Origin of the sequence: Pseudomonas hydrolytica (genome assembly GCF_021495345.1) — a bacterium.
In the GTDB taxonomy this organism is placed as follows: domain Bacteria; phylum Pseudomonadota; class Gammaproteobacteria; order Pseudomonadales; family Pseudomonadaceae; genus Aquipseudomonas; species Aquipseudomonas hydrolytica.
Genome location: NZ_CP099397.1, coordinates 2354366 through 2369280, shown reverse-complemented (window position 1 = coordinate 2369280; position 14915 = coordinate 2354366). Strand labels below are relative to the sequence as shown.

Annotated in this window: 9 protein-coding genes, 3 tRNA genes and 1 pseudogene; 2 read left to right on the top strand and 11 right to left on the bottom strand. The window is 58.7% G+C overall.

Annotated features, from left to right (window positions below; translation table 11 throughout):
* Positions 1–189: 189 nt before the first annotated feature.
* The 5 genes and pseudogenes from L1F06_RS10950 to L1F06_RS10930 all read right to left on the bottom strand — a co-directional run bounded on the left by L1F06_RS10950 (position 190) and on the right by L1F06_RS10930 (position 8921).
* Positions 190–1971 (bottom strand): monovalent cation:proton antiporter-2 (CPA2) family protein, encoded by a 1782-nt coding sequence (locus L1F06_RS10950; protein ID WP_129482622.1) that lies wholly within the window; start codon positions 1969–1971, stop codon positions 190–192.
* Between the two features lie 323 nt (positions 1972–2294).
* Entirely contained in the window at positions 2295–2765 is a 471-nt protein-coding gene (locus tag L1F06_RS10945; protein WP_125853478.1) for a phosphate-starvation-inducible PsiE family protein, read from the bottom strand.
* A 236-nt stretch (positions 2766–3001) separates the two neighbouring features.
* Positions 3002–5845: a heat shock survival AAA family ATPase ClpK gene (gene clpK, locus L1F06_RS10940; RefSeq protein ID WP_129482621.1), complete on the bottom strand. Its 2844-nt coding sequence runs from the start codon at positions 5843–5845 to the stop codon at positions 3002–3004.
* Positions 5846–5950: 105 nt separating this feature from the next.
* Positions 5951–6284: pseudogene (locus L1F06_RS10935) on the bottom strand (Hsp20/alpha crystallin family protein); the annotation flags it as partial.
* A gap of 540 nt (positions 6285–6824) precedes the next feature.
* Positions 6825–8921: a hypothetical protein gene (locus L1F06_RS10930; protein ID WP_129482620.1), complete on the bottom strand. Its 2097-nt coding sequence runs from the start codon at positions 8919–8921 to the stop codon at positions 6825–6827.
* A 941-nt stretch (positions 8922–9862) separates the two neighbouring features.
* Here L1F06_RS10930 and L1F06_RS10925 point away from each other — a divergent pair.
* Entirely contained in the window at positions 9863–10723 is an 861-nt protein-coding gene (locus L1F06_RS10925; RefSeq protein ID WP_129482619.1) for a hypothetical protein, read from the top strand.
* 89 nt (positions 10724–10812) lie between these two features.
* Here the strand turns inward: L1F06_RS10925 and L1F06_RS10920 are convergent, their stop codons facing one another.
* Positions 10813–11328, bottom strand: a complete 516-nt coding sequence (locus L1F06_RS10920; protein WP_129482618.1) for a site-specific integrase — start codon at positions 11326–11328, stop codon at positions 10813–10815.
* Between the two features lie 62 nt (positions 11329–11390).
* Between L1F06_RS10920 and L1F06_RS10915 the strand changes: the two genes are divergently transcribed.
* Positions 11391–12008, top strand: a complete 618-nt coding sequence (locus L1F06_RS10915; protein WP_129482617.1) for a site-specific integrase — start codon at positions 11391–11393, stop codon at positions 12006–12008.
* A gap of 26 nt (positions 12009–12034) precedes the next feature.
* On the opposite strand, the gene L1F06_RS10910 is transcribed toward L1F06_RS10915, so the two are convergent.
* From L1F06_RS10910 to uvrC, 5 genes are all read right to left on the bottom strand, one after another.
* Positions 12035–12121, bottom strand: a tRNA-Leu gene (locus L1F06_RS10910).
* A gap of 120 nt (positions 12122–12241) precedes the next feature.
* A tRNA-Cys gene (locus tag L1F06_RS10905) sits at positions 12242–12315 on the bottom strand.
* 38 nt (positions 12316–12353) lie between these two features.
* Positions 12354–12429: transfer RNA gene (locus L1F06_RS10900), tRNA-Gly, on the bottom strand.
* Between the two features lie 67 nt (positions 12430–12496).
* The gene (gene pgsA, locus L1F06_RS10895) at positions 12497–13057 is read right to left on the bottom strand and encodes a CDP-diacylglycerol--glycerol-3-phosphate 3-phosphatidyltransferase (protein ID WP_003240624.1); all 561 of its coding nucleotides are present in this window, start codon (positions 13055–13057) and stop codon (positions 12497–12499) included.
* A 33-nt stretch (positions 13058–13090) separates the two neighbouring features.
* Positions 13091–14914: an excinuclease ABC subunit UvrC gene (uvrC, locus tag L1F06_RS10890; RefSeq protein ID WP_129482616.1), complete on the bottom strand. Its 1824-nt coding sequence runs from the start codon at positions 14912–14914 to the stop codon at positions 13091–13093.
* Position 14915 lies beyond the last annotated feature (1 nt).

Below are 14915 nucleotides of genomic sequence, written 5' to 3'. Positions count from 1 at the left end.
GAGGAGCTGAGAAATCCTTGCGAGCGGATATCAAATCAGCGTTATCAAGGCCACCTGGAGCTCCGCGCAGGGCGTTTGTGATAGTCCGGGGGCGATGCGTTGCGAGGTCACCAGTTACCCCTGCTGCAAGGCAGCGATACAGAGCGAGACGGTCGACGGCGACAGTCCCATACGATCCCGAATGAATACTCACTGGGCGTCCCGCGCTTCTTGGTTCGGCGGTTCGATACGCTCGATATTTCCCAGTACCAACGCTCGCCCGGCAAACAGACCACCCGTTGTTTCCAGGGCAAAACGCTCGGCATCGCGCATGCGCACTTCCTCGGTCACCGCGTCGGCTTCGTGCTCAGACGCCCCCAGCGTCAGCACGGCCTGACGGCCGAGCAGCAGGGCCGACTCAAAGGTTTCCCGCACTATGTAGTCCGCGTCGTGCTTGACCAGCTCCAGCGCATGTTCGCGGTCAAAGGCACGCACCAGCAATTTCACTTGCGGGCAGTAATGCCGCGTACTTTCGACTATGCGTGTCGCGGCTTTCTTGTCGTTCACACAAACGATGATGGCGCGGGCGTGATGAGCACCGGCAGCGTGCAATATTTCATGGCGGGCACCATCACCGTAATAGGCCTTGAAACCATAGGGTTCCACGGCGCGGATCACCTCCGGATCTATCTCGATGATGGAAAGTTTCGCTCCCTGAGCGAGCGGTGCCTGGCAGGCAATCTGCCCCACGCGGCCAAAGCCGATGATGAGTACATTGCCTTGCAGATTCTGTGCGGGCTCCACGCCGTCCATGGAAACGCTTTGTGCGCGCGCAAACCGCCTGTACAGCAGTAAGGCCACCGGCGTAACGCCCATGGAGAGCACCACGATAGCCGTCATATTGGCGTTGACCTCGGGACTGATGACCCTGAGCTTGAGCGCCTCGGCAAACAGCACAAAAGCAAATTCGCCCCCCTGCGCCATAAGCACGGCGCGATCCAGCGCGTCGCCATGGGAGCTCTTCGCGAGGCGCGCGACCGCATAAATACACAGCGCCTTGACCAGCATCAGCGCCAGCAGACCAGAGGTGATGAGCATCCAGTTCGTGGCCACCACTTGCAGATCCAACGCCATGCCGACGCCAAGAAAAAACAGCCCCAGCAGCAGACCGCGAAACGGCTCTATGTCGGCCTCCAGCTGGTGGCGAAATGTGGATTCCGACAGCAGCACGCCGGCAACGAACGCCCCCATCGCCATTGAAAACCCGCCGATTTCCATCAGCAGCGCCGCACCCAGCACCACCAGCAACGCAGCGGCGGTCATCACCTCGCGCGCCCGGGCTTGAGCCAATACCCGAAACAGCGGATTGAGCAGCCACAATCCGATGGCCACCAGTGCGCCCAAGGACAAGGCGGCGATACCTATGCGCTGCCAAAGCGGTGAGGTGGGTTCATGCACCACTTCAGTGGGCGCGAGAAAAGCCACCACCGCCAGTAACGGCACGATCAACAGGTCTTCAAACAGCAAAATGGACACGATGCGCTGCCCCCTCGGCTCGGTTATGTCACCGCGCTCCGAGAGGACCTGCATAACCAAGGCCGTGGATGTGAGTACAAAACCGGCCGCGCACACAAACGACACCTGCCAGGGGAAACCAAAGGCCATACCGACGAAGGTGAGCAGAACAGCACAGACCACCACCTGCAGGCTGCCCAGGCCAAAGATCTGCCCGCGCAGCTCCCATAGATGCGAGGGTTTCAGCTCCAGTCCGATCACAAAGAGAAACATCACCACACCCAGCTCGCCCACCCGAATGATGGTGTGGGGGTCATGGATCAGTTGCAGTCCGAAGGGACCAATCATCATCCCCGCCGCCAGGTAACCCAGCACCGAGCCGAACCCGATGCGTTTGAGCAGCGGCACTGCCACCACGGCGGCGGCAAGCAACGTAACGACACCCAATAATTGCCCTGCGTTGCCTTCAGCGGCCATAGCCTTGATCCTCAGTCCGTATCAGGAGCGGTTACAGGTAAACGTTCGTACACCCTCGATTTCGGGTGCTTCACCCGACCGGATGGCACGTGCGCCATACAACTTCAGCGTCGGCGCTGCAGCTGCCGCCGGTTCGAATAACAAGGCAAGTAGGCTTGCTCCCGGGGCGATCCACAGCCCCCTTTCGCCGAGTAAAAGGCCGCCGGCGAGTGATACCGATCAAAGTGCAAACCGGCAGCACTGCCTGTCGGCGGTCGCTCAAGCGATGCCGTAGCCAGACTCGACGTTTGTGGCCTGGGCCACCCGCTGGCAGGCGTGACGTCCTAGACAATGCGGTCATCGCGCTCACGCAACAGCCAATAGGTCAGCCCCAGGGCCAGAGTGGCGCCGGCCAATGCGGCGACTTTGGCCGGGCCGACATCGGGATCGAGAATCACGAACTTGCGGGACAGGGCAATCAACCCGATCAGGATGACGGTCTTGACCTGAATGATGCTGTCACGGCGCAGGGCCACGCGCACGATGGAGTGCTTGAATTCCATCGCGATCAGAAGCGTCATGATCATGCCGAACACAGTCTGGAAGATCTTGTGGTCGAGCGGATTGAATGCATCGATGATCAGCAGGCTGAAGACAATCTGAATCAGCTGCGCCAGGGACACCAGGATAATCACCGCGATCACCGCTGAAAGGATGATGGCGACGGCCTGCTCGAAGCGTTCGTAAAACGTCATCACCGCCCAGTCGCGGCGCAGTCGTTCGAGTGTCGTCCCGGTCTGATTGCTGTTGTTCATGCACCACTCCTTCAGAAACAGGCCACTCCCAAAAAATCGCGGTCGCTGCGCCTCTTGTGCCAGCCCAGGCCTTCGTCCATGCCGAAGCACGTGGTCATTTCGCGGGCGATGTCGGCAGCGCACCAGTTCGTCACGGCAGGATGTCGCGCGTACTCCACCACGCGCGCGCAGGGACGCCGCATCTGGTTGGACGGGCTGCCCGTCTCCCATTTTCAGGATTAGGGCAGCCCCGTGCCTCATGCCTTGCCACTTTCGGACTTCTTCTTGCGCGTCCCCTTGCTCGACTCCCTGGGCGGGCCCGGCGGTTGCGCAGATTCAGAGGGTGCTTCGGCGCTGGTCGGAGCAGGTTGCTCGCGGTCGAACGCGACCCGCTCCGACTTGTCGTCCCAACGTACATGGGCGTGATCGCCCTTGCCGATGCCACCGCCGAGCATCTCGCGCGCCAGTGCCGTTTCCAGCTCGCTGCGAATCAGTCGCTTGAGCTCGCGAGCGCCGAATTCGGGCTTGTAGCCTTCTTCCGCGAAGTGATCGACCAGCGTCCCATCGAAAGTCAGCGTCACCCCCTGGCTCGCGGCATTGCGGGCCACGCGCTCGAGTTGCAGGCCGACGATGTGGCGGATCTCCTCCCTGCCCAGCGCATGGAAGACGATGAGCTCGTCGATGCGGTTGAGGAACTCGGGGCGGAAGTGCCCGCGCAGCACGTCCATCACCTCTGCCTTGGTCTTCTCGTACTCCTCGCCGGCCGCTCCGCGCGCCTTCAGCCGGCGCTGAATGATGTCGGAGCCCAGGTTGGAGGTGGCGATGATGATGGTGTTGGTGAAGTCCACCACGCGCCCCTTGCCGTCGGTGAGCCGCCCGTCGTCGAACACCTGCAGCAGGATGTTGTAGACATCGGGGTGGGCCTTCTCGATCTCGTCGAGCAGCAGCACGCTGTAGGGCTTGCGACGGACCTTCTCCGTGAGCTGGCCGCCTTCGTCATAGCCGACGTAGCCCGGTGGAGCGCCCACCAGCCGCGCCACGGTATGACGCTCGCCGTACTCCGACATGTCGATGCGCAACAGGGCGCCCTCGTTGCCGTAGACGGATTCGGCCAGCGCCTTGGCGAGCTCGGTCTTGCCGACGCCGGTGGGACCCAGGAACAGGAACGTGGCCACGGGCTTGCTGCCTTCGCGCAGTCCCGCGCGCGACAGCCGCACCGCATCCGCCACAGCGCGTACCGCCTCGTCCTGCCCCACCAGGCGCTCATGCAGCCGCTGCTCCAGGTGCAGCAGCTTCTCGCGCTCCTCCACCGTCAGCTCATTGACCGGAATTCCGGTCAGGCGCGAGACGATCTGCGCCACGTGTTCCGCCTTGACTTCGGCGCTGCCCGAGCCGCGCTCGCGTTCCCAGTCCTCGACCTGCGTCTTGAGTTCGGCCTCCTTGGCTTCGATGCGTTTGCCGACCTCCGCCGCGTTGTCGTATTGCTTGCGGGAGGCCAGGTAGTCCTGCTCTCGGCGCAACTGGTGCAGTTCGGCCTCCAACTCCTGCACCGCAACGGGGCGGGCCGTCGCCGACAGCTTCACGCGGGCGGCAGCCTGATCAAGCAGATCGATGGCCTTGTCCGGCAAAAAGCGCGCGGTGACGTAGCGATCGGACAGCTCGGCGGCCGCGATGATCGCGTCCTCGGTGATGCTGACCTTGTGGTGCACTTCGAAGGTATCGCGCAGGCCGCGCAGGATCATGATGGTCTGCGCCACCGTTGGCTCGGGCACCATGACCGGCTGGAAGCGCCGCTCCAGCGCGGCGTCCTTCTCGATGTACTTCTGGTACTCGTTGAGCGTCGTCGCGCCGATCAGGTTCAGCTCACCGCGCGCCATCATCGGCTTGAAGACGTTGGCCACGTCCAACCCGCCTTCGCCACCGCCCTGGCCGGCACCCACGATGGTGTGCACCTCGTCGATGAAGAGGATCATCTCGCCCTGGTGCTCGGCGATCTCCTTCAGCACCTTCTGCACGCGTTCCTCGAACTCGCCACGGTACTTCGCGCCGGCCACCATGGAATTGATGTTCAGCTCCACCAGGCGCTTGTCGCGCAGCGTCTCGGGCACCTCGCCAGCCACCATGCGCTGCGCCAACCCCTCGACGATGGCGGTCTTGCCCACGCCAGGCTCGCCGATCAATACGGGGTTGTTCTTCTTGCGCCGCGCCAGCACCTCGATGGTGGTTTCGATTTCCTGCGCGCGGCCGATGACCGGATCCAGCTTGCCCGCATGGGCCATCTTGGTGAGATCGCGCGAATACTTGTCGAGCTCCGGCGTATTGGTCGGCGTCTCGGCGCGGCCATCCTCCGCCCCTTTGCCGACCACCTTGTTTACCTGCTGGCGCAGGGCCTGCGGCGTGAGGCCATAGCGGCGCAGCAAGTTGGCGGCCAGCCCCTCGCCCTCTTCGGCCAGACCGGTCAGGAAGTGCTCGGGCCCGACGTAGGAGTGTCCTAATTCATTGGAGGCGACGAAGGCGCGGCTGAGCGCATCCTTCACCCGCGGCGACACGCCGATCTCGCCTTCGAACGGCTTGTCGCCGCGCTTGGCCTCGGCTTCGATCTGGCGCTTGAGGTCATCGACCTTGATCTTGAACTGGCTCAGGATGGTCTTGATCACGTCGCTGTCGGCCAGCGCCAGCAACAGGTGTTCCGTATCGACTTCGGAGCGACCGAAGTCCGCGGCATGCTTGGAGGCTTCCTGCAACAGAGCCTCGGAGTGCTCGCTGATGCGGCTGGCCAACCCGCTGCCGCGACGGCGCGGCGCGCCCGACGCTGTGGAGGCTGGTTCGCCAAACGACGCATCGACCACTTCATCGGCATCGGCTGCAGCCGGTGCCGACTCTTCTCCGATGCGGAAGAAATCGCTGCCAAGAAAATCTTCGAACAGACCGCTGCGCGAGCCGAAAAGGGCTTCCAGCGGGGAAATGGCGCGTTTTTGCTGGCGCACCAGTTGGCGATAGTGATCGTCACACAACAGCATGGTGGTGAGGCGACCATTGAGATTGGCTTCCACCCGCGCCGTGGCGGGTTGGCCGCAGATTTGACATTGCTTCCTGGCCATGCGGACGCTCCTTGGTCATTGAGATGACGAGGGCCGCAGGCCGCGGCGCCTCGTTTCCTGGTGGGACTTCGTGGCGACCGCAATGGAAATATCCGACTCAGCTTCAATCGGAATCGAACGGCCGTGCTTCGGTGCACTTGCTTCGCGCTTCGAATCCTGGTTGGCATCGTCGGGCAGGTTCAGTGCACACTGGAAACTGCCGTAGGGAAGTTCGACACGAGAAAAGCCACTTCGCTCTTCTCTGGCTCCTGGCGCTTTCACCTCGCACCATCGGCACGTCGTTGTCGGGCGTGATCTGGATGTCCTTTTCCTCGACACCGGGACCGTCGAGGGAAATCCTGTGCTGCTTACCGGTTTCCTGAATATCCAGCGCCAGCTTCAGCATGCCTAGCCAATCGAACGGCAAGCGCGGCATGACAAGCGTCGGAAAACCAAATCCAGCCAAGCCCAAGGGGTTTGCTGCTGTTACTTGACAAAGTCTGCGCCTCGCAGGCTAGAAGTCAAGGAAAGTATCTGGCTTAAAAGGCGGATGCGAGAATGGGGTTTGCGAGGCTAGCTTGAGCACCACGGTGCAAGCAGCGACCGGGGCCGGCTTGACGGGTGATCATCCGTGGCAGGAACGTTTCATGACATGATTGCTGGCAGTAACGCCGATCAGCTGCTTGCTGATCTGATCGATTGCGGACCACGGCGTAAATTGCGGACCAAGCTATACAGCCGCGAAAAACCGTAAGCGCTTGATTTAAATGGTGCCGAAGCCGGACTCGAACACATAACCAGAGGCCAGGCTGCATCTGGCCTCTGCGGCCACCCCACAGAACACGTATCCCTAAACGTATTCCTAAACAAAAATGTACCCTCACCCAGCACGCAACTGTATCGCGCGAGTAAATTGCACCAGTGCCAACCACGACTTGACCCCGGTTTGCCCATGCGCCCCACAAGGTAGCCGGCAGCGAACGGGCAAGATTGAGAGTGTTCAGACCACAGTAAGCGAAGCAGTCTCTGTATGCGCCTGCCGCTTCAACCTTCTCATGTACGACAAATCGAAATAGAGATCAGAACTTCCAGTCACGATATGCCGACTGCTCCAAAGCGCGCTCTTGAAGCCAGCGCTATCCGTAACGCCATCCAAGAGGACCAGAAACTGAGGCACGCTAATAAACCAGCAGTGAAAGAAAGGCTGATTGATTGTTGCTTCGCCAGGGTGAAGCATTGCCAGCTGATCGCGGATTTCAGCTAACGCCCCATTAATTTCTTGGAATTTCTTGCTAAGTTTTACGTCGTCAACTATGAACTCCGCATTCATCGTTCCTTCAAGAAATTGCTTCAGTAGAACTCTATCTTGGAACCCGCCAAAGTCCAATAAAGATATCGCCACCCGCTCTATTTCCCGGCCAGAAAGCGCTATGCGCTTAGTATCCCCCTCGTAATCAAGTTCAAGGTAGCCATCACGGCGCAGCCGTACCTCATGCCATCCAGCTTGTGCCTGGGCGGCGAGGAGACTTCCTGCAAGATCAAGCAGCAGGGCAGCATCAGAGCCGGCTTTTGCTTTTCGTGTGAGCGGTTTTTTCTTAACCTCGGCAAATATAACTGCCTCTGCTGTTTCGATCACTAGATCGCATTCTCCATGCTCACCAGCAGAATTATAATCCCCGCCCGCAACAGCGACGCCATGTGATGCCATCTCCGCCTTGAGAAATCTCTCGACTGCCAATCCAACTTTGTCGTCAAGGCCTTTCATCTCTAACCTTAATGCTGATAGTAGTGCCTCCAGATAAGCAGGAGCACAAACCGAGCAATCAAGAATGATATAGCCTCGACCTGACGAACGCAGTAGTGGACGCAAGAAGAAATCATGACCCGACTTAGGGGTATCAGGGGTTGGGGCGTCTGTGGGATGAGAAAAATTTCGATTAGCGCCGAAAATGGGATGACTCAGGACTTCATTCAAAATTTTCTCTACAGTCTCACGCGGCACTACTGAGCAAGCACGACGAATGTCAATTTCATCTACAAAAACCGGCCCCCTTACACTGCAAGATACATTGATCAAGTAATCGATGACCACCAATGCCTGCTCAATCGACCACCCTGCACTTGTTGGCTCATCCAGAGCCAACCAACCGAGCATACCCCTCGCCAGCTTAATTACATCCCTTGGTCGTATTTGCGGAATACAAAAAAGAACATCATAGACGGCCATCTCTTGGAGGAACGGCAAAAGTTCGATTGCGTCGAACGAGCTATAAAAAGTTGGTGAATACGGCTGCACATCAATGATCGCAGCAAATGCCTGCACTAAACCGCAGAGCCTGACCCACTGGCTATCGGTATTACTATATGGTTTGCGGCCCTGCGCATGCTTTACTGCCAGTTGGAGTAGATAACCCCAAGGCATTTGGGGGGCGATCTCATCGGTCATTGATACGCGCCGAACTACGTGATAACGCTGCTGGTCCGAATCGTAAAGCGGTGAAATCTCCTTGAAAATTCTCCGAGCAACATTTATTCCACCCATAGTGGATACTATATCCTCAATTGTGGAAACTAATCCTCTCTCAGCCGCCTCATCAAGCGTCAACTTCCCTGATTCCAAAATTACAGGGAATCCAGCATCTCTTAATACACGCGCCGCCCTGGCAACCTTAAACTCACGCGAATAAGTTCTCTCTCGATTTTTGTCACCCCAACTGCGGATATGTGTGTGATCGTAGGCAGCCCGAATTGCATTAGCCCAATCCCCCTCGATTGGCGACCTAAGATCACCATCAACACGTATTGCATCAGCGAGGTGATCGAGAACATCTATATACGGCTCTAAATTCGCACCTTGAAGTACATGTTCCCGAATGAGATCGGTGCGCAATGATCTACAGACTCTCCATACTTCAGCATGACCAGACGCGAATGCCCCTCGGATTTTCTCATAAAGCGCATTGGAAACCTCGCTCATCGTAAGCGAGGAACTAGCATCAAGCCCTACATACTCATAGAGTTGCCGAAGGTCTCCACCACAAGAATTAATTTCAGGCAGAGAAAAATCTACGATTTCTCGTAATTTTTGAAGATCCATCTTTTCCCTCAAGCAATTTAAATTTAGCACGAGAACAAAAATCTCTAGATCAAACTTTTAACTTTAAACCCGTAGAGTCAGCCAAAATCACGAGAGATGCTCGCCTACTGCGGCGCCAATGCCAGAACAGTCATGGTGGCGTGTATTGATCCAATTTTTCAAGCCAGGCGCATCGTCGATCAGTACGAAGGCAGCTGACTGAGTAGATGGACACAATTGAACAGGGGGGGCACGACCACCCGACAGACAGCGCTAAATCTCTTATTTCGCGGCCCAGTGAAAACGTCTAGGCGTTCGGTGTCGGGGCGATGAGATGCTAGGGATCTGGATACCCCCTCCATGGGCTTAGGGAGGCCAGTAGCTACGCGGGTTGTGGTGTAACTAGCCGAGTATTGAGGTGCATGGATATGTCCACCTTGCCACCTTTTCTTTAGGCGGTGGACACCAGGAAAAACAACGCCTTAGGTGCTCGGCTGACCTGTTTTATGGTCAAAAAAGGTGGACAAAGGGCACCGATTTCACCGCGCCGGAAAATCCGCGAACCGGGCGGGCCTGACGACCGTATTTTGCTTATGTTCCTCTTAGCGCTACTCTCGGGGGGCCTGAACCTTTGCCCCGGATAGACAATCATGCTACCGCCCCATCCATCGTTAACAGCGGCCTTCTCAGAACCTGAACCTATTCACCCGCGTGAGCACATGGACCCCTATCAGCCTTGCTGGTGTGGGTCAGGCACTAAGTGGAAGTGGTGTCATAAAGGGCGAGATAAGCGCAAGCGCCCCAACATTGGAAAACTACTTGCAGATTTGAGGCGTCAGTATGTCGAGGGTTATTGCTCCCATCCAGACGCCGAGCCGGATACGTGCAGTCAAGGAATAGTTCGAGCACACACAATTCAACGCCGAGGCGGCCTTGCAGATATAGCGGAGCAAGGCCATGTAATGTCGTCAAAAGCTGGCATCGAAGATATCTTCGAAAATGGCGGAAGTCTTGAGCCTGCTGAGATAGGTGTGCGAAGTGCTTCCACGTTTAACGGCTTCTGTAGCAGGCACGACACAGAGCTTTTTCGCCCTGTTGAGAATGGTGCAGTCACGCTATCTCGCGAAAGCGTATTTCTTTTGACATTTCGCGCCATTGCATTTGAGCTGTTCACCAAGCGGGCGGCGCTTAAAGGCGTGCCCATCCAACGCGAGCTAGATTCTGGAACCCCCTTCTTCATCCAAGCCGCGATCCAGACCCGTCTCCACTACTCTTTTGAAGGTATGAAAAGAGGTCTAGCAGACTTGGAGAGATGGAAAGATCGCTATGACATAGCACTTCGCCAGGGTGATCTCTCTGACTTTTCAGTCTACGCGATTGAATTCGATGACGTTCTGCCTGTAGTTGCCTGCGGTGCATTTCATCCAGAAGTCGATTTTGACGGCTCTCAGCTGCAGATTCTCGGCAGAGGTAGTGCCGATTTCGACCATGTCGCATTCAATCTGACCACCTTGAACGGTGTATCTGTTGCCGCCTTTGGATGGTTGGGAGGGAGCGACAGCCAAGTAGCTTCGTTTGTTGAGTCGTTTAAGCGTATACCGAATGTGGAGAAGGCCACAGCTGTAATCCAGCTGGCATTTGAGCACCTTGAGAATACGTACATGCGGCCCTCTTGGTGGCGCACTATGCCTGATGAGTGGCGCAATTTTGCCTTGGAGAAATTTCGAAGCGGTATAGGTCAACCCGATGCCGAGCGAGGCCAAGATGCGCTTGCAAACAGGCCATATCCGTTCTCGACAGTAGGTGTCCGATCCACTTTATAACCTACTCCCCTGTAATCAATTTCTGACCCTCCTGCCCAGCCCCGCCGCCGCTGGCCTGGGCGGTAGGGGCTGGGGTTGGCCTGTCTCGCTTATGTCCTGGCGTCAGTCACCCCCGCCGCACTGTGCAGGGCGGCAAAGCCGCGCTCATCGAGCCAGGCATGCCAGCGCTCCAGAGCCTGACGTTTCTGTGCCTCGGCCGTGGTGTGGATATAGGTCACGTCCAGGGCCTTCAGCGCATGGTTCAGCAGCAGCTCGCCGATCAGGTAATCGACGCCCAGGTCAGTCCAGGCGGTGCGCGCGGTTTTTCTGAGGTCGTGGCTGGTCCATTGCTCGCCCGACAACGCGGTAAACGCCAACTGCGCCTGCATTTCGCTGAAGGGGCGGCCCTGCACGCCGGGGAACAGGTAGGCGCCGTCATAACCTCGGGCCACCTGGCTAGCACGATAGCGGGCCAGGAAGGCGCACACCTGGGCGGTGAGTGGCAGGGTGTGGGCTTTCTTGGTCTTGGTGTCGACGGCTGGGATATGCCAGGTCTTGCCGATCAGGTCGAAGTGCCGCCACTTGGCTTGGCGGGTTTCACCGATCCGCGTGCCGTGGGCCAGCATCAGCACCGCCAGAGCGACCGCCGTGGTTTCGTGACGGTAACGGGCGGCCCAAAACGATCCCTATGGCTCGCACTGTAACGCCGCTTACAGACCCGAAGGCGGTGCTGTCGGTGCTGCCTAGCGTCATGCAACGCCTTGCAATCGAGCCACAATCGGGCGCGCTGTCTACGTCCGGTTGGTCAACCGTCAGCGAGGTGCTGGAGTGGTATACGCATCGCGTCGCGCACGACGGCAACCTGAGCAAGAACCGAAAAGCCACGGCACGCTCGGCGGTGAAATGCCAGCTACTGCCCTGCCTCGGCGCGCTGCGTTTGGTCGAACTGAACCATGCCACGCTAGACACCAAGCTGATGTGGCCGCTGCAATCGCAATGCAGCGTGGCGCATGTGCGTTTGGTGTTCGGCGTGCTCAAGGTTGCATTCAAGCAGGCCGCGAGCCTCGGCCTGATCGGCAAGAACCCAATGGCCGACATGACCTTTACCGACTTCATCAAGACCAAGATCAAGCCGAAAGATGCGCGCTTGCGTCCGGTCGATTGTGGGCGCCTGCTGGAGCATTTCCGTCGAACCATCCGTATCCCTAAACGTATCCCTAAAAATGAGACTGTACAGGCTCATTTGAAAATATACGGGCACAAAAAAACCGGCCACATGCGCCGGTTTTATTGGGTTTCAGACTGATACGGGATCATCTGAAATCATGTCAATGGTGCCCGAAGCCGGACTCGAACCGGCACGCCCTTGCGAGCGAGAGATTTTAAGTCTCCTGCGTCTACCGATTTCGCCATTCGGGCGGCAGCGCTGTGGAAGGGCTGGACTATATACAGCCCTTCGCTTACCCGCAAGGCACGCAACACCTGCCTTGGAGAATGAAAAAAGCCTCGTAAATCAGTGATCTACGAGGCTTTTCGAATTGGAGGCTGAGGTCGGAATCGAACCGGCGTTCACGGATTTGCAATCCGGTGCATAACCACTCTGCAACTCAGCCTTAAATCAAACGAGCCGCCTTGGCGACTCGTGTAAAACTGGAGCGGGAAACGAGACTCGAACTCGCGACCCCGACCTTGGCAAGGTCGTGCTCTACCAACTGAGCTATTCCCGCTTGTCTTGTCGACGGGCGCCATTCTATAGAATCGAATCGCCGCGTCAACCCTTTGATTCAAAAATAATTATTTCTTCTCGGAGGTGGTGCTGAGGTGCGGCCAGGCGGCCAACAGGTACTGCAGCATCGACCACAAAGTCAGCACGGCAGCGATGATCAGCAAGGCATATCCGAGGATCACCCAGACGGTGAACTGAGGTGGATTGGCCAGCAGAATCACCAAGGCCACCATCTGTGCCGCAGTTTTCCATTTGCCGAGATTGGACACTGCCACGTGTGCACGAGCCCCAAGCTCGGCCATCCATTCACGCAATGCCGACACCACGATCTCGCGACCGATGATGGTCGCCGACGCCAGCGTCAGCCAGAGATTGGAGTGTTCGGCCGTCAACAGCACCAGAGCCACCGCCACCATCAATTTGTCAGCAACCGGATCGAGGAAGGCGCCAAAAGGCGTGCCCTGCTCCCAGCGACGGGCCAGATAACCGTCGAGCCAGTCGGTCACGGCGGCAATGGCGAACACTGCGCTGGCGGCCCAGTAGCTCCAGGAGAACGGCAGGTAGAACAGCAGGATGAAAACCGGAATCAGCAGAACCCGGAGCACGGTAAGCAAGTTGGGGATATTCATCGGCACAACTAGGCTGCGAGGTGAACGGGCATTCTACTCGCTGTGCAGGGTGGCATAAATCAACTCTGCGAGCTTTTTGCTGATTCCCGGCGCTTTGGCGATTTCCTCGGCGCTGGCGCGGGACAGTTCCTGCAGCCCGCCGAAGTGATTGAGCAGCTCGCGCCGCCGCTTGGGACCGATACCGGCCACCTCTTCCAGCGTCGAGGTACGACGGGCCTTGGCGCGTCGCGCACGGTGTCCGGTAATGGCGAAGCGGTGCGACTCGTCGCGAATCTGCTGGATCAGATGGAGCGCGGGAGAATTGCCCGGCAAGGTGAACTCATGCTCGGCATCGTTCAGGTAGAGCACCTCGAGGCCCGGCTTGCGCGTCGTGCCCTTGGCCACGCCGAGCAGAATCAGGTCCGGCACCGCCAGCTCCTGCAGCACCTCCCGCGCCATGGCCAGTTGCCCTTTGCCGCCGTCCACCAGCAGTACATCGGGCAGCTTGCCCTCGCCGTCCTTGATCTTGCTGAAACGCCGTGTCAGCGCCTGGTGCATCGCCGCGTAGTCATCACCGGGCGTGACGCCTTCGATGTTGAAGCGGCGATAGTCGGACTTCAGCGGCCCTTCGGGACCGAATACCACGCAGGAGGCGACCGTCGCTTCGCCGCTGGAATGGCTGATATCGAAGCATTCCATGCGCTGCGGCGGCTCATCCATTTCCAGTACGGTGGCCAACGCCTCGAAGCGCTCGGCCAAATGCTGCCGGTTGGCCAGGCGCGCCGCCAGCGCCTGTTCGGCGTTGGTAACGGCCAGCTGTTGCCAGCGAGCCCGGGTGCCGCGCACGCGCAGGCTGATACTGAGGCTGCGCCCACGCAGCGACTCGACCGCTTCGATCAAGGTGGCGAAGTCTTCATGCTGAACGTTGACGATCAGCTCGCTCGGCAGGTCGCGCTCGGCATTGCCGAGGTAGTACTGGGCGAGGAAGGCCATCAGAACCTCGCCCCCCTCTTCCTCTATCGCCACCTGCGGGAAGAAGTTCTTGCTGCCCAGCACGCGGCCGCCGCGCACGCTGATCAGGTGTACGCAGGCGCCACCGGGGTTGAGCAAGACCGCAACCACGTCGACGTCGCCGCTGCCGCCTTCCATGCTCTGCTGGTCCTGCACGCGGCGCAGCATGGAAATCTGATCACGCAGTTCAGCGGCGCGCTCGAACTCCAGGGCCATGGAGGCCTTTTCCATGCTGGCCGACAACTCTTCGCTGAGCGCATTGCTGCGCCCTTCGAGAAACATCACCGAATGGCGCACGTCCTCTGCGTACTCTTCCGGGCTGACCAGGCCGACGCAGGGCCCCTTGCAGCGCTTGATCTGGTACTGCAGGCAGGGCCGCGTGCGGTTCCGGTAATAGCTGTCTTCGCACTGGCGAACGAGAAAGGTCTTCTGCAGCAGGCTCAGGCTTTCGCGAATCGCCAGCGCGCTGGGATAGGGGCCGAAATAGCGCCCCTTGGCCTTCTTGGCGCCACGGTGAATGCCCAGTCGGGGGAATTCACCGTCAGACAGGAACACGTAGGGATAGGACTTATCGTCGCGCAGCAGGATGTTGTATGGCGGCCGCCATTTCTTGATCAGCGTCTGCTCGAGCAGCAGCGCCTCGGTCTCGTTGGCGGTGATGGTGGTTTCGACTTGCGCGATACGCGCGACCAGCGCGGCCGTCTTGGGTGCCTGACCGGTCTTGCGAAAGTAACTGGAAAGACGCTTCTTGAGATTCTTCGCCTTGCCCACGTAGAGCAAACGGGCCTCGGCGTCGAACATGCGATAGACGCCCGGGCGACCGCTGCAGGTCGCCAGGAAGGCGCTCGAATCGAAGGAAACGGACATC